The 25,849-nt window shown below is 43.3% G+C and carries 19 protein-coding genes; 15 read left to right on the forward strand and 4 right to left on the reverse strand.

The window, feature by feature from the left end:
- Nucleotides 1–337 precede the first annotated feature (337 nt).
- From D1614_RS23170 to D1614_RS23180, 3 genes are all read left to right on the forward strand, one after another.
- Nucleotides 338–1,375: an AI-2E family transporter gene (locus tag D1614_RS23170; protein ID WP_119440383.1), complete on the forward strand. Its 1,038-nt coding sequence runs from the start codon at nt 338–340 to the stop codon at nt 1,373–1,375.
- A gap of 36 nt (nt 1,376–1,411) precedes the next feature.
- The gene (locus tag D1614_RS23175; RefSeq protein ID WP_119440384.1) at nt 1,412–2,026 is read left to right on the forward strand and encodes a carboxymuconolactone decarboxylase family protein; all 615 of its coding nucleotides are present in this window, start codon (nt 1,412–1,414) and stop codon (nt 2,024–2,026) included.
- Nucleotides 2,027–2,499: 473 nt separating this feature from the next.
- Entirely contained in the window at nt 2,500–3,954 is a 1,455-nt protein-coding gene (locus D1614_RS23180) for an aminoacyl-histidine dipeptidase (protein ID WP_119440385.1), read from the forward strand.
- A gap of 1,093 nt (nt 3,955–5,047) precedes the next feature.
- On the opposite strand, the gene D1614_RS23185 is transcribed toward D1614_RS23180, so the two are convergent.
- The 3 genes from D1614_RS23185 to D1614_RS23200 all read right to left on the reverse strand — a co-directional run bounded on the left by D1614_RS23185 (nt 5,048) and on the right by D1614_RS23200 (nt 8,682).
- On the reverse strand, nt 5,048–6,238 hold the full coding sequence (locus D1614_RS23185; protein WP_119440386.1) for an SGNH/GDSL hydrolase family protein: 1,191 nt from the start codon (nt 6,236–6,238) through the stop codon (nt 5,048–5,050).
- Nucleotides 6,239–6,525: 287 nt separating this feature from the next.
- Nucleotides 6,526–7,098: a nitroreductase family protein gene (locus tag D1614_RS23195; RefSeq protein ID WP_119440388.1), complete on the reverse strand. Its 573-nt coding sequence runs from the start codon at nt 7,096–7,098 to the stop codon at nt 6,526–6,528.
- Between the two features lie 141 nt (nt 7,099–7,239).
- A complete protein-coding gene (locus D1614_RS23200; RefSeq protein ID WP_119440389.1) occupies nt 7,240–8,682 on the reverse strand; it encodes a type III PLP-dependent enzyme domain-containing protein in 1,443 nt (480 codons plus the stop codon).
- Nucleotides 8,683–9,083: 401 nt separating this feature from the next.
- Between D1614_RS23200 and D1614_RS23205 the strand changes: the two genes are divergently transcribed.
- The 6 genes from D1614_RS23205 (at nt 9,084) to D1614_RS23235 (ending at nt 15,881) form a co-directional block, all read left to right on the forward strand.
- Nucleotides 9,084–10,277: a saccharopine dehydrogenase family protein gene (locus tag D1614_RS23205; protein WP_119440399.1), complete on the forward strand. Its 1,194-nt coding sequence runs from the start codon at nt 9,084–9,086 to the stop codon at nt 10,275–10,277.
- Nucleotides 10,278–10,383: 106 nt separating this feature from the next.
- A complete protein-coding gene (gene nspC / locus D1614_RS23210; RefSeq protein WP_119440400.1) occupies nt 10,384–11,520 on the forward strand; it encodes a carboxynorspermidine decarboxylase in 1,137 nt (378 codons plus the stop codon).
- Between the two features lie 28 nt (nt 11,521–11,548).
- Nucleotides 11,549–13,342 (forward strand): alpha-L-fucosidase, encoded by a 1,794-nt coding sequence (locus D1614_RS23215; RefSeq protein WP_147384359.1) that lies wholly within the window; start codon nt 11,549–11,551, stop codon nt 13,340–13,342.
- 727 nt (nt 13,343–14,069) lie between these two features.
- Entirely contained in the window at nt 14,070–14,519 is a 450-nt protein-coding gene (locus tag D1614_RS23225) for a potassium channel family protein (protein WP_147384360.1), read from the forward strand.
- A gap of 94 nt (nt 14,520–14,613) precedes the next feature.
- Nucleotides 14,614–15,444, forward strand: coding sequence for a 3-deoxy-8-phosphooctulonate synthase (gene kdsA / locus D1614_RS23230; protein WP_119440401.1), 831 nt, complete (start codon nt 14,614–14,616; stop codon nt 15,442–15,444).
- A 14-nt stretch (nt 15,445–15,458) separates the two neighbouring features.
- Entirely contained in the window at nt 15,459–15,881 is a 423-nt protein-coding gene (locus D1614_RS23235) for a Dabb family protein (protein WP_119440393.1), read from the forward strand.
- A gap of 11 nt (nt 15,882–15,892) precedes the next feature.
- On the opposite strand, the gene D1614_RS23240 is transcribed toward D1614_RS23235, so the two are convergent.
- Nucleotides 15,893–17,125: a nucleoside recognition domain-containing protein gene (locus D1614_RS23240; protein WP_119440394.1), complete on the reverse strand. Its 1,233-nt coding sequence runs from the start codon at nt 17,123–17,125 to the stop codon at nt 15,893–15,895.
- 273 nt (nt 17,126–17,398) lie between these two features.
- Here D1614_RS23240 and D1614_RS23245 point away from each other — a divergent pair, with 273 nt between their 5' ends.
- The 6 genes from D1614_RS23245 to D1614_RS23270 form a co-directional block, all read left to right on the forward strand.
- Nucleotides 17,399–18,229 (forward strand): hypothetical protein, encoded by an 831-nt coding sequence (locus D1614_RS23245; RefSeq protein ID WP_119440395.1) that lies wholly within the window; start codon nt 17,399–17,401, stop codon nt 18,227–18,229.
- A gap of 265 nt (nt 18,230–18,494) precedes the next feature.
- A complete protein-coding gene (locus tag D1614_RS23250; RefSeq protein ID WP_119440396.1) occupies nt 18,495–19,040 on the forward strand; it encodes an RNA polymerase sigma-70 factor in 546 nt (181 codons plus the stop codon).
- Between the two features lie 123 nt (nt 19,041–19,163).
- Nucleotides 19,164–20,138, forward strand: coding sequence for a FecR family protein (locus tag D1614_RS23255; RefSeq protein ID WP_119440397.1), 975 nt, complete (start codon nt 19,164–19,166; stop codon nt 20,136–20,138).
- Between the two features lie 166 nt (nt 20,139–20,304).
- Complete coding sequence (locus tag D1614_RS23260) at nt 20,305–23,481, forward strand: SusC/RagA family TonB-linked outer membrane protein (RefSeq protein ID WP_119440402.1); 3,177 nt, start codon at nt 20,305–20,307, stop codon at nt 23,479–23,481.
- Nucleotides 23,482–23,501: 20 nt separating this feature from the next.
- Nucleotides 23,502–25,100 carry a RagB/SusD family nutrient uptake outer membrane protein gene (locus D1614_RS23265; protein ID WP_119440398.1) on the forward strand — a complete coding sequence of 533 codons (1,599 nt, stop codon included), beginning with the start codon at nt 23,502–23,504 and terminating at the stop codon, nt 25,098–25,100.
- Between the two features lie 66 nt (nt 25,101–25,166).
- The coding region (locus D1614_RS23270; protein ID WP_147384361.1) for a hypothetical protein at nt 25,167–25,849 on the forward strand (683 nt) is incomplete at its 3' end.

Below are 25,849 nucleotides of genomic sequence, written 5' to 3' on the forward strand. Positions count from 1 at the left end.
AATATTTCTTCATCTAATCTACAGTTATGTAACTCATTATTTCTTAAATTGCATCCTTGAGTTACGCAGGACACACAACCGGTAAAAACAGTAAGTGAGAACGTAAGGTATTCATTCATAATGCACCATGTTTGTGTTCTCTAAAGTTACTACAATCGCTGGTAAATAATAAAACCAAGCCCAAAAAGCCGGCAAAGTATATCTGGAATTCGGTCCGCTTAATCGGCTTGGCTAAAACTATTTTGAAGTACCCTCCCAACGAAAAACACAAATCCAACTGACACTCTTCCCTGTTCTTCAGAAATCATTTGTATTTTGGCTTTCTAAACTACGCTCTATGGAAACCAGCAAAAAGATCTACATTTTTCTGATTCTTGTAATCGCCGTAATTGTTTGTATTTACGCACAAACGATCATTATTCCTTTTGTACTGGCCGTTTTATTCTGGTTTTTGATCCGGGTCATCAAAAAACTGCTTTCAAGGGTAAAGTTCATCGGTCGCCTGCCACGCTGGATACTCACGCTTTTTTCGACACTCGTTTTGATCGGATTTTTGGTTCTGATCGTCACGATGATTTCCAGCAACATTGCCCAGCTGTCCAAAACCTTGCCTTTGTACGAGGCCAATGTGAAGAACATTACCGGAAAAATCAACCAAACGTTTAACATCGACCTGGTTTCGGTTTTGGGAGATTTCTCCAAAGACATCAAATTCGGAGCTATATTATCGTCACTGCTTTCAACGCTGACCGGACTTTTTGGCAACGCCTTTACGGTGCTGCTTTACCTGCTTTTTATTTTGCTCGAAGAACCCATTTTCCCCAAAAAACTGCGGGCCATGTACCCCGATGACAAAAAATTTCAACACATGAACGAGCTGGTTAACAAAATAGATCACTCCATCGGTAACTACATTGCGCTGAAAACCCTCACCAGTATTATAACCGGCGTGCTCAGCTATGTGGCGCTGCTTTTTATCGGAGTAGACGCCCCCTTGTTCTGGGCCTTTCTCATTTTCATTCTGAATTTCATCCCCACCATTGGTTCGCTGATTGCCACCGCTTTCCCCACCCTCTTTGCCGTTTTGCAGTTTGGAGAACTGGGCCCGGGCTTGTGGGTATTGGTCGTAGTGGGCGCTATCCAGATGGTGGTGGGCAACCTGATGGAACCCCGCCTGATGGGTAATTCGCTAAACATTAGTCCGCTGGTGGTTTTTCTTACACTGGCTATCTGGGGAATGCTCTGGGGAATTTCCGGAATGTTGCTGAGCGTTCCGATAACCGTAATTCTGATCATCATTATGTCTGAATTTCCGGGAACCAAACCGTTTGCCATTCTACTTAGCCAAAACGGCATATTGAACGACCGGGAGTAAACATTTATTTTTCACCTATTTATCTACCAATAAACTATGAAACAGCCACTTGTACATCCAAAATCCGGCGCGTCGGATCCCGAATTGCAAAAACTGATTGAATTTTACGAAGAAACCCTTGGCTTTTGCCCCAACAGTGTAAAAACCATGCATCACCGCCCGGAAATTGCCTATGCGTTTATTGAACTCAACAAAGCCGTAATGGAAAACCAGGGCAGGGTCAGCAGTGCACTGAAACGAATGATCGCCTACATCAGCAGCAATACTGCCGGGTGTCGCTATTGCCAGGCCCATGCCATTCGGGCGGCCGAGAGATACGGTGCAGAGCAGGAGCAAATGAACAATATTTGGGAGTACCGCACACACCCTTCTTTCTCGGAGGCTGAAAAAGCAGCGCTTGATTTTGCTTTCGCGGCTTCTACCGTTCCCAATTCGGTAAGCGACGAAATTGCCGAAAACCTGAGAGACCACTGGGAAGAAGGCGAAATAGTGGAAATAACAGGAGTGGTCGCCTTGTTTGGCTACCTCAACCGCTGGAACGATTCCATGGGAACCGAAATAGAAACCGGGGCCATTGAATCGGGCGAAAAACATTTGGAAAAACGGGGCTGGAATACCGGCAAACACAGTTATGCCAAAGAAATTAGCTAAAAGATAACGGGTAGTCTTGCATATTAAAACAAGTAACCGGAGAAGAGGTGATTCTTTATCAATGCCAGGCTGAAATGGCAATTCCAGTCGGCCTCGGCCGGTGAGCCGAAAAATCAGTGAGGACGGCGTTAAAAGTCGTCCTTGTTTGAGCGAGGAACGAGCGAGTTTGGACGATTTAGCCGTTCGAACGCCAATTTTTCGTGTGAAGCGGACGCAGCCTTGAATTTTTTTGCTTCGTTTTTTGGTTCAAGCCAAAAAATGAAGTGGGGTTTGGGGCAAAGCCCCTATGTTCGTAGCATTGAATCATCATGTAATTGATTATTCTCCAACACTTTCAGCAAGCACAGACCCAACAAGACAAGCATTATTGATAAAAACGATTTCACTGACAGTTATGCTGAATAATCCCATTTTTTATCCATTTTATTGTACCTTCAACTGATTTTTTAAAACCAGACAGAAATAACTTATTCATGAAAACATTGTCGCAACTCACACCACAGCCCCTGTTTGATTATTTCGAAGCCATTTGCCAGGTCCCAAGGCCGTCAAAAAAAGAGGAAAAAATCAGGCAGTTTCTGCTCGACTTTGCCTCCCAAAACGGTTTGGAAAGTAAAACCGACGCTATCGGAAATGTTTTGATCTTAAAACCGGCCACTCCCGGAAGAGAAAACTCGCCCACCGTGATTCTGCAAACGCACATGGACATGGTTTGCGAAAAAAATTCGGACAAGGTTTTTGATTTCGAAAACGACGCCATTGAACCAATGGTGGTGGATGGCTGGGTAAAAGCCAATGGAACAACGCTGGGTGCCGACTGCGGCATTGGGATAGCTGCCCAACTGGCAGTACTTACTTCCACCGAAATACAACACGGCCCTATTGAATGCCTGATCACGGTAGACGAAGAAACCGGTTTAACCGGCGCATTTGAACTCCAGCCGGGCTTTTTAAGTGGCGATATTTTACTCAATCTTGATTCGGAAGACGAAGGCGAGCTTTTTATCGGTTGCGCCGGTGGTGTAGATACCATCGCTGTTTTCGATTACCAGGCAGAAAATGTTCCGGCCAACTCCGTTGCTCTGAAGATTTCTGTTGCAGGTTTATTAGGCGGCCACTCGGGTGACGACATCCACAAAAACCGTGGAAATGCCAATAAAATCCTTAACCGCTTTTTATGGAAATTCTCCCGCGATTTTAATGCCCGGCTTGCCGATTTTAACGGAGGAAACCTGCGTAACGCCATTGCCCGCGAAGCTTTTGGCCTTGTAACCGTTCCGGCCGACAAACAAAAGGAAGTGCTGGCTGCTTTTGATACACTTTCTGCCGCCATCAAAAATGAATTTGAATTTGCCGAAAGCAAACTTCAGTTAAATTGCGAAGAAGTGAGTCTTCCTGAAACGGTGATTGACGCAAAAACACAATCGAACCTGCTAAATGCAGTTTATGCCTGTCCGCATGGCGTGCTCGAAATGAGTTCGCGCATGGAAGGAATGGTGGAAACATCTTCCAACCTGGCCTCGGTGAAGTTCCTGGATGACAATCAAATTTTGGTTACCACCAGCCAGCGCAGCGAAATTGAAAGCCGGAAATACTACGCGGCCGAAACCATCGAATCGGTTTTCAAGCTGGCCGGAGCCAAGGTAAGTCATACCGATGGTTATCCGGGCTGGGCGCCCAATCCAACTTCCGACGTGTTGAAAATAACGGTTGATTCCTACAAGAAATTATTTGCCACCGAACCCATTGTGCGTTCGATCCATGCCGGACTCGAATGTGGATTGTTCCTCGAAAAATATCCGCACCTCGACATGGTTTCCTTTGGCCCGACCATTCGCGGAGCCCACTCTCCTGACGAACGGCTCGACATTGAAACCACCGGCAAATTCTGGAAACACCTGGTGGATGTTCTTGGGAATATCAAGTAATACCCGTTTCCTTTTAATTTTTCGGATGAATGTTTAGCTCGCTTTTCTGCTTCATCCCGGTGATGGGACGAAGCAGAAAAGTTGAGGCCTGAGAAATATGACTGAACATGCGCTGAACTTGTGCAAGGGCATGCCTTTGTATTTGACTCAGACAGATATTTCGCAGCGCTACTGCCAAAGAAATCCCATGAATTGAAAGGAACATGGCACCTGAATATTTGTAGTCTCAATATCACATCACAACAAAAGGTGCAGCGCACCAGGGATATTTGTAGTTAAACAGATAGTAAAACACAAGGTGCAGCGCACCGATGACATTCTTTTCTGCTATTTTGATGAATTATGCTTCGGTGCCCTGCACCTCTATTTCCACAATGATTTCGATCTATAAATATTTCGCAGCGCTGCCGCCAAAAGAAATCCCTTTAATTGCAAGGGACATGGCACTTAAACATTTGTAGTCTCAATATCATTTCACAAGAAATGGTGCAGCGCACCAGGCATATTTGTAGTTTAATTGATAGGCAAACACAAACACAAGGTGCAGTGCACCGCTGACATTCTTTTCTGTTTTTTTTTGATGAATCATATTTCGGTGCCCTGCACCTCTATTTTCCGCAATGATTTCGATCTATAAATATTTCGCAGCGCTGCTGCCAAAAGAAATCCCTTTAATTGCAAGATACATCGCAGCTAAGTATTTGTAGTCTCAATATCATTTCACAAGAAAAGGTGCAGCGCACCAAGAATATTTGTAGTTAGGTGGATAGAGAAAAGCGAACACAGGTGCAGCGCACCGCTGACATTATCGCTTATAAAGAGAAACAGGCTCTCACCAATTACAAAATCCCAGAGGGATTGAATGTCTGCAAAAACGGATTATCACGGATAAAAGATCCGACTCCGGCCGGAGTCGAATGCCTTTTAAATACGTTTCGAGCTACCAACATTTGAATCCTCCGGATTCCTTTCCGCTCATTCAAATATAGAGCGATAAAATACGACCAGCTGATTACTGCCTAAAAAGATAGATTAAGTCAACCTGCATCCATCTCTGTTCAATCTCGCATCCATCTTTTCTGACTAATCCCAATTATTTTTTATTGAAATAGAAATACCTTATCACACATTTGTTTCCGGTACTTTCGGAATTTCGTTCACCGGTCATGCGAATTTGCAGCATGTGCTTCCGGTTTTTCAAGCCACTCTCCAGGGTAAAATACCAGGGTAGGTAAAGGCTTTTGCTCCACCGGGTAAACAAATCCAGTTTCTGCCAGGGCTGATCATCAATGCTGTATTCGATTATTCCGGCATCGGGGCCGGCGGCAACTGCAATCCCTACGGCGTTTCCTTCAAATGCAAACTTGATGATTTTGCCGGGGTATTCCCCCACAAGCATCGGCACATCCACATAATTAGGCCTTGTTCCTTTCCCGTTTTCCGGCTGCCAGTTTTCCACCAGCATCCAGCCTTTCACAGGCTTGGGCGGATTGGGAAGTACCAGTACTCCGTTGTCGTAGCAAGATGCGTCCAAAGGTTCCGGAGAATCATGTGCAGCCACTTGCTTTTCGCCAAAATCATGGCTAAACGCATCTTCCAAAAACCGGATGATCGACCGGGCATAAATCCCCTGTCCAAACGGCGAAGGGTGCAAATCAACAAAATCCTTCTCCCACTCAAACTCACCGGCATCAATACGTTCGGTCACTTCTTTTGCCAGGTTAATACTTGAAACCTTGTAATGATCGGCTACTTTTTCGTGTAACTGAATAACATCGGGAATGTTTCCGGAACGGTAATCCTCCATTTTCCCGGGATCGACAAAATGCATCATTACCACATCGCATGCAGGGTTGGCTTTTCGCGCACGGCGGACAATCCCCTCCATTCCCCGGATGATCTCATCGGCGGTTCTTCCATTGGTATCGTCGTTTACAGCCGCTTCTTCAAAAAGCAGGTCCACCGGCCCGTTTTTCAGGATATCCCGTTCAAAACGAAAGGCTCCGGGCGTTGATCCCATCGAAGGGATTCCGGCCGCAATAAAGTCAAAATCAGTTTCAGGAAACTTCTGTTGCAGGTAATTACAAACCGAATCGCGCCATCCCGGGTTAAAAGTTATGGAGCCACCCAAAAAGGCAACCCGTCCTTTTTTCTCGTTTTGAAACTTCAGAAATGAATTTTGAAGAGACTCCCGGTGCGTATGGTAATCAGCAGAATTTAAACCCTGCGCCAACAATACCTGACCGACGACCAGCAGTGCAATGCTCAGAACCAATTTTCTCATTGTTCAGTTTTAAGATAAAGCTTGGTAATTTCCGGGAAAGTTAATGAAATATTTTGTGCACTTGCTTGTGCCGCATTTAATGGGTGTACTACAAATTCCTTTTTTTCATCATAAAAGAAACTGTAAAAACTCCATGTATCTCTGTGAAAAACTCTGAGTCCTCTGTGGTTAAAAGTCAGAGAAACCACGGAGCGCCACGGAGAAAAACACAGAGTAAACAAAGATTCAACAATAAATAGAATCTGTCCTACACCCTCACAGAATTGAAGAAAGGACTAATGAAGCAGCTACTTCCATTCGATATTAGGTGTCTGATCTCTCCGCCCCGGCGAAGGATAATCCATCATCACCTCTCCGACGTAAAAGAATCCAAGCATTTTTTGCCCGGGTTGAAGCTCGAGTATTTCGTCAAACAGCTCCACAAAACCGGGAGTGGCCCAAAATGCCCCCAGCCCTTTTTCGGTAGCTGTTAGCCACATGTTTTGCACAGCCATCGAAACGGCGGCCACTTCTTCCCACTCGGGCAAACGTTTGGCCAAGTCTATTTGCACAACAATGGCTATTGCTACGGGTACTTTCTGCAGGTTCCCGACAAATTTGGCTACCTTCTCTTCGGCCACCGGATAGCCCTCCGCGCGCTTAGCTTCCAGAATCCGGGCACAGTCATCAGCCAGTTTCTGCTTCGACTCCCCGGTGTAAATCTTAAAACGCCAGGGTTCTGTTTTCTTGTGATTTGGTGCCCACGAAGCATTCTCCAGCAGCTCTTCAATGACTTCTTTGGAAATCTCCTTTTTCATCAGCATGCCGGGAGGCGTTGCCCTTCGGGCCTTTATAATCTCTGAAATAGAATTGTAATTCATAATAAAGTTAGTTGAAAACAGAAAAACACAATACCGGTGAAAAAGTTGTATCAAAAGGACAAAACATCACCCAGTCGGGACCTCTCTTTCCCAACTATTTCACTATTCAACTAACTGAATGAATATTACCCGAAAGAGACCTTAGCTTGTTTTTTCCAAGCTCTTTTTTTCCTCCATTTCTTTTGCGTAACCCAGGATTTTGAACATATCCTGTGCCGACTGCTCGTTCCGGTAAACAAAGTCGATAATGTTCCCTTTCTCGTCACGATCAATGATTACGTGCTTTGGAGAAGGAATCAGACAGTGTTTAATACCGCCGTAACCGCTGATGGCATCCTGGTAGGCTCCCGTGTGAAAGAAACCAACGTAAAGCGGTTCTTTGTCGTTATCGGAATACGAAGGCAGCAAAACCTCCTGGTTAAAGTCTTCCGAGTTGTAGTAATCCGAGTGGTCGCAACTGATACCGCCAATGTTGGCCCGTTTGTATTCGTTGTTCCACTTATTAATGGGAAGAAGAATAAACTTCTCGAAGATCGACCAGGCATCCGGGATGGTATTCATCAAACTGTTGTTGATGATGTACCAGCTTTCGGTATCGTTTTGTTGCTTTTGCTCCAACACTTCAAAAATAATCGCTCCACTTTCGCCCACCGTGTATTTACCAAACTCGGTAAAAATATCGGGTTCATGAAGGTTTTCGTTTTCGCAGGCCGTTTTGATGTTCGAAACAATTTCCTTGATCATGTACTCGTAATCGTACTCAAAACCAAGGTGGTTACGAATCGGGAATCCTCCGCCCAGGTTGAACGAATCAAGGCTATCGCATTGTTTCTTCAGGTCGATGTACAACTTCAGTGCTTTCTGGAATTCACCCCAGTAATAAAGACTGTCCTTGATTCCCGAATCAACAAAAAAGTGAAGCATCTTCAATTCGATGTTCTTCTTGTCTTTGATTCTTTCATTAAAGAAGTCGAGAATCTGCGTATGACGAATTCCCAAACGCGAGGTATAATAAGCCGACTGCGATTCTTCGTTGATCGCCATGCGGATACCGATTTTCACCTTTTCGCCGTTGGCCAGTTTTTCAATGCGCGTTAGCTCATTGATACTGTCGAGCACAATAATGTTGTTCTTGAAACCAAGCTTTTGCAGCGAAAGAATTTTTGTCAGGTACTCTTCGGTTTTGTATCCGTTGTGCACAATAATACGGTTCTTATCTATTTTCTTTTCATGAAACAGATACAGAATCAGATCGATATCGTACGAAGAGGAAGTCTCAAGGTTGACGTTGTGTTTCAGGGCCTCGGCAACCACATGCGAAAAGTGGTTACATTTGGTGCAATAGCAGTAGAAATACCGCCCCCTGTAGTTGCTTTTCTTTATAGCCTTGTTAAAAAGGTTTCGCGCCTTTTTGATTTGATCACCGATCTTTGGCAGGTATATGAACCTAAACGGTGTTCCGTACTTTTTAATCAGATATTTCAAAGAGATACCGTGAAAAGTCAGGTAGTTGTCTCTTAAATCAAAGCCTTCCTGCGGAAAGTAGTAACTTTGTTCAATCAAATCAAAATAGCTATTCTTCATTTTACGTAACCATAAAGAGTTTATTCGTTTTTATTTTGACCGCAAATAAAATCATTTTTCCCGAGAAATATTGAGCAGAGTCTGAAAAAGTGAAATCTGAACTTCATAAACAAAAAACAAGGCCTTTTGCAAAGATAAAAACCTGAGATTCAACAAAAAACAAAAACAACCAAAACTTCACATTCCCTCCCAACAGCAATTTATAACAACTTCATTCCACTTTCAACTAATTCTCCCGTTAATTTACCAACTCAAATTATTTCGATCATTCCCTCATGGGTGGATTTGGCATCAAAAAAAATATTTAATTTGCCGCCTGCTTGGAATAAATCCAAAGGATCATTCCGGCATTCAATTAAAGTTCAGTATTTTTAATGGAATTTTTTAAACAGAAAATTGCAATGAGTAAAGTATTAATAATCGGAGCCGGGGGTGTTGGGCGCGTTGTTGCCAGTAAATGTGCCGACAATCCGGAAGTTTTTTCAGAAATTTTGCTGGCCAGCCGTACGAAGTCGAAATGCGATGTGATCGCAAAAGAAGTGGGTAAAGGCCGCATACAAACCGCGCAACTGGATGCTGACAATGTAGCAGAAACCGTTGCCCTGATTAAATCTTTCCAACCGGAACTCGTTATTAACGTGGCGCTTCCTTACCAGGACCTGCCCATTATGGATGCCTGTCTGGAAACCGGCGTTAACTACCTCGACACCGCCAACTACGAGCCCAAAGACGAAGCTAAATTTGAATACAGCTGGCAATGGGCTTACCACGATCGCTTCAAAGAAAAAGGGATCATGGCAGTACTGGGTTGCGGATTCGATCCGGGGGTAACCAGCATTTACACGGCTTATGCAGCCAAACATCATTTTGATGAAATGCACTACCTCGACATTGTTGACTGCAACGGCGGCGACCACGGTAAAGCATTTGCCACCAATTTCAACCCTGAAATCAATATCCGTGAGATTACGCAAAATGGCCGCTACTGGGAAAACGGTCAGTGGGTTGAAACCAAACCGTTTGAAATTAAAAAAGCATTGAACTACCCGAATATCGGTGCACGTAATTCGTATGTTCTTTATCACGAAGAACTGGAGTCGTTGACCAAAAACTACCCGAGTTTGAAACGTGCCCGTTTCTGGATGACTTTTGGTGACGAATACCTGACTCACCTGCGTGTGATTCAGAACATTGGCATGTCGCGCATCGATCCGGTTAAATACAAGGGAATTGACATTATTCCGCTGGAGTTCTTAAAAGAAGTGCTTCCGAACCCGGGCGACCTGGGCGATAACTACACCGGCGAAACTTCGATTGGCTGCCGCATTAAAGGGGTTAAAGACGGACAGGAAAAATCGTACTACGTTTGGAACAACTGCAGCCACCAGAAAGCTTTCGAAGAAACAGGTACACAAGGTGTTTCCTACACCACCGGTGTTCCGGCCATGCTGGGAGCCATGATGGTGCTTACCGGAAAATGGAAAGGCGAAGGCGTATTCAACGTTGAAGAATTCGATCCGGATCCGTTCATGGAACGTATCGGAGAATTCGGACTTCCGTGGCAGGAAGAAATAAACGGCGATCTGGAACTTTAATTAAGATAGAAGCTTCGAGCCCCGAGTTAAAAGCTTGGGGCTTTTTTCTATTCCATTCTGATCGACTTCACTTTTGCCTTTTTACTTTACACTTAAAATTGAAACATTGAATTACCAAGAAATTCCCTCTCCGGCTTTTGTGCTGGACGAAAAATTACTGAGGAAAAACCTCGAACTCATTAACCGGGTGCAAAACGAAGCCGGGATCGAGATCATCCTGGCCTTTAAAGGTTTTGCTATGTGGAGTGCATTCCCGCTGGTAAGAGAATACCTGAAAGGCGCCACGGCCAGTTCGCTCAACGAAGCACGGCTTTGCTTCGAGGAAATGCAGACCCGTGCACACACCTATTCGCCGGTTTATCTTGAAAATGAGTTTGACGAATTGATGGAATACAGCAGTCACATTGTTTTTAACTCTTTCCGGCAATTTGAAAAATACTATGCACAAACCTTGCAGGCCGATCATAAAATATCGTGTGGCATCCGTGTAAATCCCGAGTTTTCGGATGTGGCCACCGATCTTTACAATCCAAGTGCCGCCGGCTCACGCTTGGGAGTAGGCATCGAAAATATGCCGGAAGAACTGCCCGAAGGAATCGAAGGGATCCACTTTCACGTGTTGTGCGAATCGGATTCGTACAGTCTGGAGAGAGTGCTGGAGAAATTTGAAGCCAACTTTGGCAAATACCTGCACAAACTGAAGTGGGTGAACATGGGTGGCGGCCATTTGATGACACGCAAAGGGTACGACCACGACCACCTGATTAAGCTGCTGAAAAACTTCCGCGAAAAATACGATGTAAAAGTTATTTTGGAACCGGGAAGCGCCATTGCCTGGGAAACCGGGGTACTCGTTTCCACCATTCAGGACATTGTAGAGCACAAAGGAGTAAAAACCGCCATTCTGGATGTTTCGTTTACCGCGCACATGCCCGACACGTTGGAAATGCCCTACCGTCCGAAAATAACAAGTGCAAGCGACCCGACAAATGAAAGCAAACACCTTTACCGTTTAGGAGGAGGAAGTTGCCTGGCAGGAGATTTTATGGAAGCTTATGATTTTGGCCACGAACTGAAAATTGGAGAACAACTGGTGTTTCTGGATATGATCCACTATACCATGGTAAAAACCACCATGTTTAACGGGGTGAATCACCCGGCGATTGCTATTTGGACTGAAAACGATGAGCTGAAAATTGTTCGAAAGTTTTCATACCACGATTTTAAATCCCGGCTTTCGTAAAACCAATAAAACAATCAAACCAAAACCAATGAAAACCACTTTTATAACCGGACTATTACTTGTTTTTAGCCTTCAGCTTTTTGCACAAAAAGATACCAGTGAACGTGCCCTTTGGTTTACCGACGCCCGTTTTGGGATGTTTATTCACTGGGGGCTTTACAGCGGTGCCGAAGGCTACTGGAAAGGTGAGAAACTAAGACATGCCAACGATTATGCCGAATGGATCTACTACCGAAACCAAATCGACCGCGACGAATATGTGCAATTACTCGATCGTTTCGACTGGGACAGCATTGATCCGGAAAAGTGGGTGATTCTGGCCAAAAATGCCGGGATGAAATACATGACCATTACCGCCAAACACCACGATGGATTTGCGCTGTGGGACAGCCAGGTGAGTGACTATGACCTCGGAGATCATACTTCTCCCAAACGTGATATCATTAAGGAAATGGCGGCGGCCTGTAAAAAACACGGTATAAAACTGGGACTTTACTATTCGCACTGGGTAGACTGGGAACACCCCGGAGGATGGGACCACAGCAAAGAAATTTACAACATCAGCGCCGAAGACTACGATAAATACTGGCAGGAAAAAGTGATACCGCAGGTGCGCGAGCTGCTTAGCAACTACGGCGAAATCTCCCTGATTTGGTTCGACATGTGGATCAACCACTCGCAATCGATCGTTACCAAAGAGCAGTTAGTACAGCTAAAAACCATGATCCGCGAACTTCAACCCGCTTGTCTGGTCAATTCCCGCCTTGGTTTATCGATGGAAGAAGACCCTGACATCGATTTCAAGACACTCGGCGATAACCAACTGGGAAGCAAAAAGGAAGACTTTCCGTGGCAATCGCCCGGCACGGTGGCTCACTCGTGGGGCTTTCATTCTTCCGACACTCAATGGAAATCAACCTCATCGTTGCTAAAAGCCCTGATCGGAAATGCGAGTTTGAATGGCAATTTCATGCTAAACATTGGCCCCCGTGCCAACGGAGAAGTGCCCTTCGAAATTTCGCAGCGCCTGCTCGAAATGGGCGAATGGCTAAAAGTGAACGGAGAAGCTGTTTACGGAACCCAGGCTTTTGATTTGAAAAACGACCAGCACGACTGGGGAAAGATCACCTGCAAGCAGGAAGGCGATTTATTCAAGCTTTACCTGCACCTTTACAACTGGCCGCTGAACAAAAAACTTTATTTGACCGGCGTAAGCGGAAATCCGGAGAAAGCCTATCTCCTGGCCGACAAAGACAAAACATCGCTAAAATTCTCTCACAATAGTGTTTACACTGAAGTCTCATTGCCCAACGACCAGCCCGATCCTTATGTTTCGGTGGTGGTACTCGAATACAAACAGCGTCCTGCAGCGGTAGACGGCATGGTTGCCAAAACTGTTGATGGTGGGTATTCCCTGCTTCCCGGAAACCAAAGTCCGAAGCCGGAAACTATTGAGATCGTGTCTCCTTCTGAATACGAAACGATACCTGCACATGTGGTTGTATCCCAACCCGAAACCTTCCGATGGAAAATATTTGTGGATAAAGCCGGAGAAAAAACGGTGGATGCTTCCTACAGCTTTCAAGGAAACGACGCAAAAGGAAAAATCACGATTCGCACCGCTGAATCAACCCTGGAACAAAACATACATCCCACCGGATTAACCGTAGGTGAGCCCAACGAAAACTGGCACATTGAGGCATACAAGTCGCACCGTTTGGGCAGTATTTATTTTCCGGAACCGGGCCTTTATGAAATAGAAATGCAGCTGCAACCGGAACCCAATGAACCGGTAAATTTCCAGTGGATATGGATAAAATAAGTCATTCGGAGAACAAGCCGGTTATCAACAATTGTTAATATCCCCGGTTGATTCACAGTGAATATAAACCATTGTAAATCACTTGCTTTTTTCACTTTTCGTTGTAAATTTGAAATATCAGGTGAGCGATAAATGACCGCCGGAAATTGTGGAAAAGGCAAAAGTTTCTTAGCTGAATCCGGAGCCGATTCGAACCATCCTTCGGGACGGCACAATGGAAAGCCGAAGTTTGAACAAGATAATCTGGAATGTCAAAGTTCAGGCAATCATCTGAGAGAATCTCCAGAAGTTCTTTCAAGATTGGGTCTCCAGGCAGAATGCCAAAAAAACCTCGGTTTTTTCAATGCAGCACTGCTCAGTACAACCGGGAAACCGAAGTTTACTGATGACACTGTACCAATCCGCAAGGAAGAAGACAGCCATACACTGTGAGACACTTCGTTCAGGAAGGTAAGCGCGAATGCCGAATGAACTACCCAAAGGTTCAGCCGTAGAAAGCTAAACCGGCAGGTAAAGGGTCAGGGTTTGTTTGCAAAAACAAGCAGCGGCCAGTCGTAATAACCGTAGCCTGGCACCATAAACAACTCCGGTTGTTTGGAAGTGGATGGGAACTATTTGTCAAAGAATAGTTCCCATTTGTGTTTTATAGCCCCCGCAACATCAGAATTTAAGCAACTCGCACCAGGGATAAAAACGAACGCTCTTGTGCCGACAAAACAAAACGCCCATGTTCAAAATTGTTATCATTGGTTTTCTGATTGTGGCTCTCAATGTGGTAATCCAGGCAGCAGCCAGTCTGTTTTGGGTGCGTAAAACCAAACAAATATTTTCCAGACTGAACAATAACCTATCCGGGATAAGATCGTTCAATCTTCTGATTTTCTCGTTTTTATACCTGACACTTTTGCACCTGACGCATGCTCTTACCTGGGCAATTTGCATTAATATTCTTCCCAAAACCAATGTCGACTTCAGTAATTTTGGAGACATCTTTTATTACTCAATCGTCACTTTCACCACACTTGGTTACGGCGATTTAACGATTAGCTCCGAGTGGAGGATGCTGTCGGGCTTTGAAGCCATCAACGGTATTATGCTGATCGGCTGGTCTACGGCACTTATGTATTCCCTCATTCAAAACTTATACAAAAGCACCAACCGGAGCCTTTCGGATTAGCATCAAAAGTTTTGCTTTTCTTACAATGCAGTTCAGAAACAAATCAAACGCATTTGTAAATTTCTTGCTACTTTTGAGCACTAACATTTTAGATATGATTCCGACAATCAAACAACTCAAAAATACGGCCTCAGGTAATTTCTTTTTGATGGCAGGCCCCTGTGCCATTGAAGGTGAAGAAATGGCATTGGAGATCGCTGAGAAAATCGTAAACATCACGAACCAATTGCAAATTCCCTACATTTTCAAAGGTTCGTACCGAAAAGCCAACCGTTCGCGCATTGATTCGTTTTCGGGTATTGGTGACGAAAAGGCGCTAAAAATCCTGAAAAAAGTAGCTGACACTTTTGACATCCCAGTGGTGACCGATATTCACAACGCCGAAGAAGCTGCCATGGCCGCCGAATACGTGGACGTACTTCAGATCCCGGCATTTCTTTGCCGCCAGACCGACATTTTGGTGGCAGCAGCCCAAACCGGGAAAGTGGTGAACATTAAAAAGGGACAGTTTCTTTCTGCGGCAGCCATGCAATTTGCGGTCAATAAAGTCATCGACAGCGGAAACAATAACGTTGTACTTACCGAGCGCGGAACGACTTTCGGTTACCAGGACCTGGTGGTAGATTACCGGGGAATACCCGAAATGCAGGCCATGAATGTTCCGGTGGTGATGGACATCACGCATTCGCTGCAGCAACCCAACCAAGCGAGTGGAGTTACCGGAGGCAAACCCGAACTGATAGAAACAGTAGCGCGCGCAGCAATTGCCGTGGGTGTTGACGGTATTTTTATTGAAACACACCCAAATCCGGCAGTGGCAAAATCGGATGGTGCCAACATGCTGAAGCTCGATTTACTGGAACCGCTCCTGACCCGTTTGGTTGCTTTACGACAGGCAGTGAATGGATTTGAAACCTCAAAATAAAAAGCAGATTACCGATGAAAAGCAGAAGATCTTTTTTGAAAAAAGCAGTAGCGGGAGCAACGTTGGCCGGACTGCTGCCTTTTGCCAAAACTTCCCGTGCGGGTGAAGTGAAAATTACAGGGGCACTGATTCACCACGTATTTTTCTGGTTAAAAGAACCGGCTAACAAAGTCCACAAAAAACAGCTGGTGGAAGCCTTGCAGGAGTTGCTGAAAGTTGAGACCATAAGAATGAGCCATATCGGTTTTCCGGCTGGTACTGAAAGCCGCGACGTGGTAGACCATTCTTATTCCGTTTCGTACATGGTTATGTTCGATGACCAGGCAGGACAAGATGCCTACCAGGTTGATCCCATCCATCTTGAATTTGTGGAAAAAAACCAGCATTTATGGAGTAAAGTGGTTGTCTACGACTCGCTGGACACCCCTCTTAGCTAAGCATTTTTCAATTAGTGAAAGAAAAGGTACGCCATTGATATAGCTGCGATAATTCCTACGAAATCAGCGATCAACCCGCATACTACTGCGTAGCGTGTATTTTTAATTCCCACCGAGCCAAAATACACAGCCAGAATGTAAAAAGTAGTATCGGTTGCCCCCTGCACAGTACTGGCAACACGACCAACAAACGAATCGGCCCCGTAGGTAGTCATAGCATCCACCATCATGCCACGTGCACCACTTCCGCTTAATGGCTTCATCAGGGCGGTTGGCAAAGCTGCGGTAAAATCGGTGTTCAATCCCAGTTGTTCAAAGCTCCAGGTAAACCCGGCTACCAACCAGTCCATAGCGCCCGATGCCCGAAAAACACCGATAGCCACTAAAATAGCCACCAGGTAGGGTATAATTTTTACAGCGGTTTTGAACCCGTCTTTTGCTCCGTCGATAAATGCCTCGTATACGTTTACCTTTCGAAACAAAGCCATCAGGATAAAAACCACAATCACCGAAAACAAAATGAAATTACTGGCTATGTTCGAAATATTGGTAATTGCATCCTTGTCGAGCGTTGAGAAATACCAGATTATGCCACCAATAATAGCCGTCAGTCCACCCAAATAGGCAAGAACCACCTTATCGAGCAAGTTGATTTTTTGATAAAGCGCCACTGCAATTAAACCGGCAATGGTAGAAAAATAAGTTGCCAGCAAAATAGGAATAAATATATCCGAAGGATTTACCGCTCCCAGCTGAGCCCGGTAAACCATGATGCTTATCGGCAACAAGGTTAGACCCGAGGTATTCAACACCAAAAACATAATTTGTGCATTGGATGCTGTGTTTTTATGAGGATTGGTTGCCTGCATCTCTTTCATCGCCTGCAATCCCATGGGAGTGGCGGCATTGTCGAGATTCAGCATATTGGCTGCAATGTTCATCATAATAGAACCGTGCGCCGGATGTTCCTTTCCCAGTTCAGGGAAAAGCTTATTGAAAAAGGGACCGATCAACTTTGAGAAAACATGCACAATTCCACCTTTCTCCCCTATCCTCATAATCCCCATCCAAAGCGTCAACACGCCTGTTAAGCCAAGGGATATTTCGAATCCTGTTTTGGCCATGTCAAACGTAGCATTCACCATGTCGGTAAAAACTGCCGTATCTCCCAGAAATACCAGGCGGGCCAAACCAATCACAAATGCAGCTAAAAAAAAGAAAATAAAGAGGTAGTTTAAAGCCATACGGTCTATTGTAATTTTTCAGACATTGTAAACGGGTTTGAAAACTTATCTCTTCCCGTAATTCATCGTAAAAATAGAAATCTATTATTCATTAAGCAAAGAATTACTTTTCCACACACCTATTTTACCGAATTGGAGTTTCAACGTGATTTAAAAAAGCCGTAGGGAAACAATGGATTAAGTCAATGATTTTCAACTACTGAGAAAAAATCAGGATTGTTTTGAAGAGTCCTGAAATCTGGCTATCATTATAACAGATTCAAACCTAACTTTATGAAAACAGTACTTTACTGGCTCATTGCAGTTGTTATCACACTAAGCGCAATGGTTTACCAACGCACCACGGGGCCCACCAAAGACAAACGGGTAAAAATTACCATCGAAAACAAGGAATATAAACTACGCCTCACCCGCAGCCACGGGGGAGAAAGCGACTGCAAACTCCAATTGCATATAGAGGATGAAACCATTGACGGAACTATGTTTTTTAAACCATTCCCCTCAAAAAACGAGTGGGCCGAACAGAAATTGACGCGTGAAGGCACATACCTTGTTGCCACTTTACCGCATTTGCCGCCGGCAGGAAAATACGAATACAAGATTACACTGACTAAAGGAGACCAAAGTTTTCGGCTGAATGATGGTATGCCGGTGATCATCCGGTTTAAAGGCCATGTTCCCGCAGGAATTCTTGTCCCTCACATTTTCTTTATGTTCTTTGCCATGTTCCTGGGCAACCTGGCTGGAACAATGGCGTTTTTCAAACACAAACGGTTTAAATTCTACACCACACTCACACTTATAACTCTTTTTATTGGCGGAATGATCTTAGGCCCGCTGGTACAATTGTATGCATTTGGAGAAGCCTGGGCTGGTATCCCCTTTGCCTGGGACCTCACCGATAACAAAACATTGCTCGCCTTTCTGTTTTGGATACTCGCTTTTGCAATGAACCGTAAGCAAGAACGTCCTTTTTATACGGTTTTAGCCGCCGTGGTTATGCTATTGGTTTATTCCATTCCTCACAGCATGTATGGCTCGGAACTGGATCCCGAAACCGGTGAAATTATCCAGGGATGGATACAGCTGTTTGTTTATATGTAATAATACCAAATCCTGTTTGGGGCAAAAATAAAAACACCGTTTACGGCCAATAATATCAAAAATAATCAGGACAACGCCCTGATAAAAAGTTAAATTGTCAAACAGGATTCGGTTAGTAACATTTCATTTATTTCGGCTCGGGTTAGATATATTCTTCTATTTTTGCTCATGAGAGTAAAACACAACATCGTTAAAACTAATTCATCTTTCTTCAATTTAGTAAGAGCTACTATAACCAGTTTAGAGAAAGATTATAGCCTAAAAAATGGAGACGAAAGAGAGGTTAATGCTGACAAAGGAGCAGTATGGCACTTTTTTCAAAAAGAATTACCATACAGCATGCCTTGTTGCCTTGCGCTACATCCCCGACATTGATCGTGCCGAAGATATGGTTCAGGATGTGTTTGTGTCTTTATGGGAAAAACGTAAAGAACTACAGGTTAAAATTAACTTAAAAAAATACCTTCTTTCTGCTGTAAAAAACCAGGCAATAAACCTGACCCAACGCGATAAAGCCAATACTATTCCCCTATCAAAATTGATGGTTGATTTAGAAGAAGATGAACCGGAAGAATTTGCAAAAGAAGAATTATCGGTAAAGCTTGCTGAAGCCATAAACGAACTTCCTCCTGCCTGTCATAATATCTTTTCGCTGGCTTACCAAGAGAATTTCACCTATCAACAAATTGCCGACGAACTCAATTTATCCAAAAATACGGTGAAAACCCAAATGGGAATTGCTTATCGTCAACTCAGAGAGAAGCTCCGTCAGTCGATTGTTGTTTTAGTGCAGATGCTTCAATGGCAATAAACACTTCATTTTTCGAAAAATTCGTTTACTAACTTTCGAAAGACAACTTTTCTTTTCGATTACTGATTTTTTCTAAAATAATCTTTCACCCTTTTTTCAAAAAATGTGTCTTATATATAAAACATGAAAAGTAAAAACGAAAATAGATATGAAGATTTTGCTTCTTTCTTTCATGAAAAAGCTAATCTACAAGAAGAAGAATCTACAAGTCAGGAATTTAAGGTTGTAGAAAAAATATACACCCTTAGAGAAAAGATCGTCCTGCTTGCCAAACTAAAAACAGCAGGAAGTGTTTGGGAAAAATTAGACCATCGGATTATTGAAAACAAACAGACTCTTAAAATTCGGAAACTCTTTCGTTTTCCTTATGCTGCCGCCATTTTATTACTTTTAGTGGTGGCAGGGACCCTAGGGATAGTAAACTACTTATCTCCTTTTTCTGACAGACAGCTAAGTTTCTCAGAGATTATTTCCCATACGGGTGAAATGAAAGAAGTAGAACTACCAGATGGAACAAATGTATGGTTGGGTTCGAATTCTTCCTTAAAATATGACAACAAATTTGGTCAGAGAAATAGGTTGGTAAACCTAAACGGGGAGGCAATGTTTGATGTTACAACGGATAACAAACTCCCCTTTTATGTCAATATGGGAAAGGCGTCCATTAAAGTACATGGGACAAAATTCTTGGTAACCAGCTATGCAGAAGGCCATAACAACGAGGTCATATTAATAGAGGGGAAAGTAGAATACCTGCGGCAAAACCATTCCTATACCTTGGCGCCCGGCGAAAGTCTTGCCGACAATCTGCATACAGATAAGATTATCAAAAAGAAGGTTGAGCTGGATAGTTATTCACAATGGAGAGATGGCAAGGTTTATCTCGACAACAACAACCTGAACTACCTGGTATTCCTGATGGGACAATGGTATGGGAAAAAGTTTGTATTCAGGGATACAAACCTCAAAGAATTAACTTTTACAGGAGTGATTAATAAAAATAACTCACTGGATTATAATATGAACATAATTGAGTTAACCAATAAAGTAAAATTTGAAAAAAGCGAAAACTTAATAACAATAATAGAACAAAAGTAAAAAACAACCGGGAACTGTTGACGCAATTCCCGGCATTTTTAAGTTAATCTATGCTCTCGCATTCTGAGTGAAAGAGCATAATTGTTGAACTAACAAAATCAAATGTATGAAAAAAAAGTTTTTCCTGCATGTAAGCGGGATAGATGTATCTAAAATCTTTCTATTTATGAGACTAACATTGTTTTTGGTTTTGCTCAATATTTTTGGAGTATGTGCCAAAGATTCTTACACGCAAAATTCAAAATTTAATCTGAAGTATCAGAACACGACAATCAAACGTGTACTGGAGGAGATACAACAGCAAAGTGAGTTGGAGTTCTTTTATAGTAATGAAGATTTTGACACCAGTGAAAAAATCGACATTGACGTAAAAAACGTGACAATTGATAAAGTTATGGACCTGGTAACTCTTCCGTATGGATTACAATACAAGGTAGTAGATAACCTTGTTATTATATCCAAATCAGAAGACTCCCCCACTCCTCCCGTAAAAAAAGATCCCAAAAGATCAGTGCGCGGTATAGTAACAAACACTGCCGGCGAGCCCATCCCGTTTGTAAACGTGGTAATTAAGGGTGCTACTATTGGTACTGCGACAAATGAGTTTGGCCAGTACGAATTGGCTATTAACGATGAGGTTACCCTCATTTTTAGTAGTTTGGGCTACAAAGATTACGAGATTCACACCAAAGGGAAAGAAAAGATTGACGTTACTTTAGTGGATGACAATATCGATGTAGGAGAAGTGGTTGTAATGGGATACAACGAAGTGGAAAGAAAACACCTTGCCTCATCGGTTGCATCAGTAGAGATGGACAGAGTAGTAAATCGCCCGATTACAAAACTTCAGGAAGCATTTAGCGGAACCATAGCAGGAGCTACCCTTATGCAGGGAAGCAACCTTCCCGGGAGTAGTCCCGGGACAATTTCTATCCGTGGATTAAGTACCTTGCAAAATGCTTCCCCATTGGTTATTGTTGATGGGATGGAACAATCTTTAACCGACCTTGACCCCAACCAAATTAAAAGCATCAGTATTCTAAAAGATGCCGCTGCTGCCTCTATGTATGGTTCACGCGGTGCCAACGGCGTAATTATTATCGAAACAGAACGTGGAAGCACCGGTGAATTCAAAGTGGATTTACACAGCTGGGTCGCCATACAATCGCCTATTGACCTCCCTGACTTTGTTAATTCAGCCGATTACATGCGGTTGAATAACGAAGCACGTACAATCCAGGGACAAGAACTACTATTTACTCCGGAAGATATATCCCTTGCAGACAAGGGAGAATATACCAATACCGACTGGCTGGATGCCATTATGGAAAGAACCGCTTATTCGCACAATACGTCTGCTAATATTTCAGGAGGAGGCGGTGTAGGTACCTTTAATTTGATGTTAGGCTATGTAGAAGAAAATGGATTAAATGAACTGGAAGGTACTCAAAAATTCAGTGCTCGTTTTAATACCAACATTAACATTGCCGACCGCTTTGTTTTGTTGGCCGACTTTTATGCCCACCGTTTACAGGTAGATCGTTTAATGGCCAACGACGACGGACACGGCCTATACGAAAGAGCCTGGCATATGAATCCGACCCAGGCTATTTTCTATGAATCGGAACTACCCGAACATTATATTTTGCACAACGATCAGAACCCGCTGGCCAGAATTAAGCACGGGGGAGAAAAAAATTATCTGCACGACAGGAGTACCATCAACCTGAGACCCCGTTACTATATTAACGACAACCTTTATGTATCAGGAAACGTTTCTTATATGATTAACAAATCTGCAGACAAATACAAAAGGGAAACTTTCAAATTTTACGACGGTGATGGAAAACCGGTGGCAGTATGGAAAAATGATGTAGGTGCTTCTCAAGGAGTAAGCATAAGCCAAATTACTGCACGTGGACTTATTAACTATGAGAAAGACCTGCGCCAGGAAAAAGACAAAATATATTTAGTACTCGGAGCCGAGTCAATGAACTATACCTATACCGATTATCGGGAAATAACCAAAGCTTCATTTTTCACAAAAATGAACTATTCTTTTGACAACCGGTATTTATTGGAAGCAACATTCAGAACCGACGGAAGCAGTAAGTTTGCCCCTGGAAATCGGTGGGGCTTCTTCCCTTCAGCATCGATCGGATGGAATGTTCACAACGAGAGCTTCATGAATTTTCTGAAAAGTAAAGACATTTTGAACAACTTTAAAGTACGTGCTTCTTACGGTTTAATCGGAAATGAGAACGTAGACCCTTATTTATGGCAGGAAATTGTCAATACCTGGGGATGGACCATGCGTGTTCCAAACCCGGACTTCACGTGGGAGAAACAGAATCAGGTAAACGTTGGAGCAGATATAACCATGCTTAGCAATAAACTGGATTTCACCTTTGATATTTACCACAAACGTTCGTACGATCTGATTTATTCAGATTTTCCGGTTCCTCCGCTTACCGGGTCTTATTACCTTACCTCATCGGTTAATATTGGCGAAGTAGAAAACAAAGGGTGGGAAGTTTCAGCAAAATGGTCAGACAAAATAGGAGACTTTTCCTACAGCATCGGAGCCATGCTTTTTGATAACCGAAACAAGGTATTAAAAGCAGGTTATACCAACTCTGATACATTAATTTTTAAAAACAATGAAGACAAGATCTGGTACAAGGGAATAGCAGTAGACAACTATTACGGCTATCAAAGCAATGGCTATTTCAAAGATCAGCCAGACGTGGATGCCACCGCTGCCAAGCTCCCCAATACACTTCCAGGCGACATTAAATACGTAGATCAAAACAATGACGGAATAATCAATGAAAAGGACAAGGTAAATCTTGGCGATCCTTTCCCACATTACAACTATTCCGTAACCGTAGACTTAAAATACAAGCGTTGGGACTTTTCACTTCTAGGACAAGGTGTTGGTGAACGTACCGGCAGATTAAACGGACTGGAAGGTTACCCCGTACTAATGGATGGTGCCAGCAACAGCCTCGGGACTCCTCGCAAATACTATATGGAAAACCGTTGGACACCCGAGAATATGAACAGCAGGTTCCCACGTGTATGGACCGGATCAAGTACCAATGCAGAACTAAGTGATGTGTGGCTTAGTGATGCTTCATTCTTTAGGATCAAAACCCTTCAGTTAGGCTATTCCATCCCGAAAATTGGAAAAAGCATCAGGAATGTCCGGATCTATGTAAATGCCCAAGACGCAATTACCTTTACCAACTGGGAAGGTTTAGAGCCTGAAAGAAACGGAGGGAACGGTAAATATCCAAGGATGGCAACCTACAGTGTAGGACTAAAAGCAACTATTTTTTAAACTTAAACAGTTAATCTAGCATGAAAAAGCTTATATATATTATATTTCTGGCAATGGCATTTGTTGGATGTGAAAGTTTTTTAGATAAAACAGACCCTACAGCAACCACTTTTGTTGAATTTTTCAACGATGAGGAAGACCTAAGACGGGTAATTTACAGTAGTTATCTTGATGTTTTCACCTTAACTACTAACCGTAGAACAATGCCATACATGACTGAAGGAAAAACCGACAATGCGTATAGCAGGCTCGAAGGAGACTATCACCAGCAACTGGCAAATGGCAACTACAACAGCAACAGTGCAGCGTTTTTGTATTATTATGAATTACAAATGAAACACCTCGGGCGATTGAACACTTTTATTGCCAATGTAGATGTTCCTTACGTCGAAGACGAAGCTATCAGAGAAAAATATAAAGGAGTGTTGGAGGCATTACGTGTATGGCACTACTTTAAGCTGACATTTCGTTGGGGGAACGTTCCCTTCCACCTGCAACCAGCCGATTTAACCGATGCCACCCAGCCGGCAACTCCCAAGGAAGAGATTCTGGATGAATTGTTCCCTCTTGCCGAAGAAATTGCAAGCCGGCTCCCGGCTGATGAATATACTACTGATAAATACATGTTCAACAGGTATTCATTAAAAGCCCTAACCATGCGTTATGCATTGTATAACGGCCGCTACGAAATGGCTGCCAAACTGGCCAAAGAGATAATGGATAGCGAAAACTATTCTTTACACCCAGTTTACGGAGATTTGTTCCAATACAACGCCTGTTCTAACAATAACGAGTTTATTATGCATCTAAACCGCGAAAGTAATGGCAACAGGGCCACTTATACGTTCAGAGATCTTGGTCCACACTATCGGACAGGTCCCGGACAGTCATACCTTGTTCCTTTAAAATCGTTGGTAGATACTTACTGGACTTTGCAAGGAAGAACTATAGATAATTGTCCGCTCCATACAAAAGAAGAGTATGAATTAAATCCTACCCTTAACCGAGATCCACGCTACAGTGCAAGTATCATGGGACATGGAGATAACTTCTACGGAGAGCCGATCAATATCTATAACGAAAATAACCCGATGTACTACGAAAACCAGCGTGCAAGTAAATCAGGATATTGGTTCAAGAAATATGTATCAGAGGCAGACGCATTTAAAAGCAGTGGAAACTTTGAATTTGCCTTTTTACGCTATGCAGAAGTATTGTTAACATATGCAGAAGCAAAAATTATGCTGAATGATGTAGATGCTCTGGCTAAAAGTTGTATCAATCAGGTTCGCCAACGGGCTGGATTGGATATGGCAGAAGCCGACGTTACATTGCCAAAGTACAATGCCTATAGTCAACAGGATTGGATTAAGTTAATTCGTAATGAACGTAGGATTGAATTTGCAGCAGAAGGGCTGCGTTACGCCGACATCATCAGGTGGAGAATTGCTGAAGATGTTCTTACCCAACCGGCACTGGGACACACCAGAAAAGAGGGAGAACAACTTATTTCGTTAAAGATAGAAGACCGTTCTTTTAAACCTAATAACTATTTGTGGCCTTTCCATCAAAATAGCTTGCGGGTTAACCCAGGCTTAAAACAGAATCCGGGATACTAAAAAAAACGCTTGAATATCCCTGGCAGATCTAACGATCCGCCAGGGATATTTTTTTATTTTAATACCATGAGAAAAACTAAAAAAAAATCTATTAACTTTTGTGTGCTCATTCTCTTTAGCATTGCCTTTCACCAGCAATCTATCGCCCAAAAATTTAACTGGAAAACAGGCCATGATGGCTGGATTATGAGCCAAGAAGAAGGAAACCGCGAATATGAAAAGTTTTTTGCCATCGGACCCTGGCACGTTCCCGGTTACGTCTTTACAAATTCTCCGGAAGCAGATGAGCAAACCTATCGCGAGAATGCTGCCCTGTTCCAAAAGAAATCGGAGCCATTTAACATGCTTTTTGTAACACCGGGCACCCAAAAAGATTACATGGCGGATAAAATACATATTCTCAATCCGTTTTCACCAATGCTGCATGCCTACATCGATAAAATACCCGGGTTGCCCACAGGTGACGATAAAGATTATTACCGGAGCCGGGCAATTAAAGAGCGCGTAAACAGTCCGGAATTTGAGCAATACCTGGATGCTGAGATCAAAAAATTATCAGAGAATCTTCCCAATGATAAATACATCTATTCTCATATTGATGAAATAGCTTTGGGCGGTGTAGGCAAATGGGCGGTACCGCCTTCTGTGGGGGCAAAAATTAGCAACAGGCTAAAGAAACAGGATAAGAATGCACTCGTTTTTGTCGACCTGCTGGGACATAGCAAAGGAAGTACTTACTTCTTTGAACA

Source organism: Maribellus luteus, from assembly GCF_003576475.1.
Taxonomy (GTDB): Bacteria; Bacteroidota; Bacteroidia; order Bacteroidales; family Prolixibacteraceae; genus Draconibacterium; species Draconibacterium luteum.

What these genes read in the sequence shown, in the direction of transcription:
- D1614_RS23205 (WP_119440399.1), top strand. Translation starts at nt 9,084, where the DNA reads ATGAGTAAAGTATTAATAATCGGAGCCGGGGGTGTTGGGCGCGTTGTT.
- D1614_RS23250 (WP_119440396.1), top strand. Translation starts at nt 18,495, where the DNA reads ATGGAGACGAAAGAGAGGTTAATGCTGACAAAGGAGCAGTATGGCACT.
- D1614_RS23235 (WP_119440393.1), top strand. Translation starts at nt 15,459, where the DNA reads ATGAAAAGCAGAAGATCTTTTTTGAAAAAAGCAGTAGCGGGAGCAACG.
- D1614_RS23265 (WP_119440398.1), top strand. Translation starts at nt 23,502, where the DNA reads ATGAAAAAGCTTATATATATTATATTTCTGGCAATGGCATTTGTTGGA.
- D1614_RS23170 (WP_119440383.1), top strand. Translation starts at nt 338, where the DNA reads ATGGAAACCAGCAAAAAGATCTACATTTTTCTGATTCTTGTAATCGCC.
- D1614_RS23200 (WP_119440389.1), bottom strand. Translation starts at nt 8,682, where the DNA reads ATGAAGAATAGCTATTTTGATTTGATTGAACAAAGTTACTACTTTCCG.
- D1614_RS23185 (WP_119440386.1), bottom strand. Translation starts at nt 6,238, where the DNA reads ATGAGAAAATTGGTTCTGAGCATTGCACTGCTGGTCGTCGGTCAGGTA.
- D1614_RS23260 (WP_119440402.1), top strand. Translation starts at nt 20,305, where the DNA reads ATGAGACTAACATTGTTTTTGGTTTTGCTCAATATTTTTGGAGTATGT.
- D1614_RS23245 (WP_119440395.1), top strand. Translation starts at nt 17,399, where the DNA reads ATGAAAACAGTACTTTACTGGCTCATTGCAGTTGTTATCACACTAAGC.
- D1614_RS23225 (WP_147384360.1), top strand. Translation starts at nt 14,070, where the DNA reads ATGTTCAAAATTGTTATCATTGGTTTTCTGATTGTGGCTCTCAATGTG.
- D1614_RS23175 (WP_119440384.1), top strand. Translation starts at nt 1,412, where the DNA reads ATGAAACAGCCACTTGTACATCCAAAATCCGGCGCGTCGGATCCCGAA.
- kdsA (WP_119440401.1), top strand. Translation starts at nt 14,614, where the DNA reads ATGATTCCGACAATCAAACAACTCAAAAATACGGCCTCAGGTAATTTC.
- D1614_RS23180 (WP_119440385.1), top strand. Translation starts at nt 2,500, where the DNA reads ATGAAAACATTGTCGCAACTCACACCACAGCCCCTGTTTGATTATTTC.
- D1614_RS23255 (WP_119440397.1), top strand. Translation starts at nt 19,164, where the DNA reads ATGAAAAGTAAAAACGAAAATAGATATGAAGATTTTGCTTCTTTCTTT.
- D1614_RS23195 (WP_119440388.1), bottom strand. Translation starts at nt 7,098, where the DNA reads ATGAATTACAATTCTATTTCAGAGATTATAAAGGCCCGAAGGGCAACG.
- D1614_RS23240 (WP_119440394.1), bottom strand. Translation starts at nt 17,125, where the DNA reads ATGGCTTTAAACTACCTCTTTATTTTCTTTTTTTTAGCTGCATTTGTG.
- D1614_RS23215 (WP_147384359.1), top strand. Translation starts at nt 11,549, where the DNA reads ATGAAAACCACTTTTATAACCGGACTATTACTTGTTTTTAGCCTTCAG.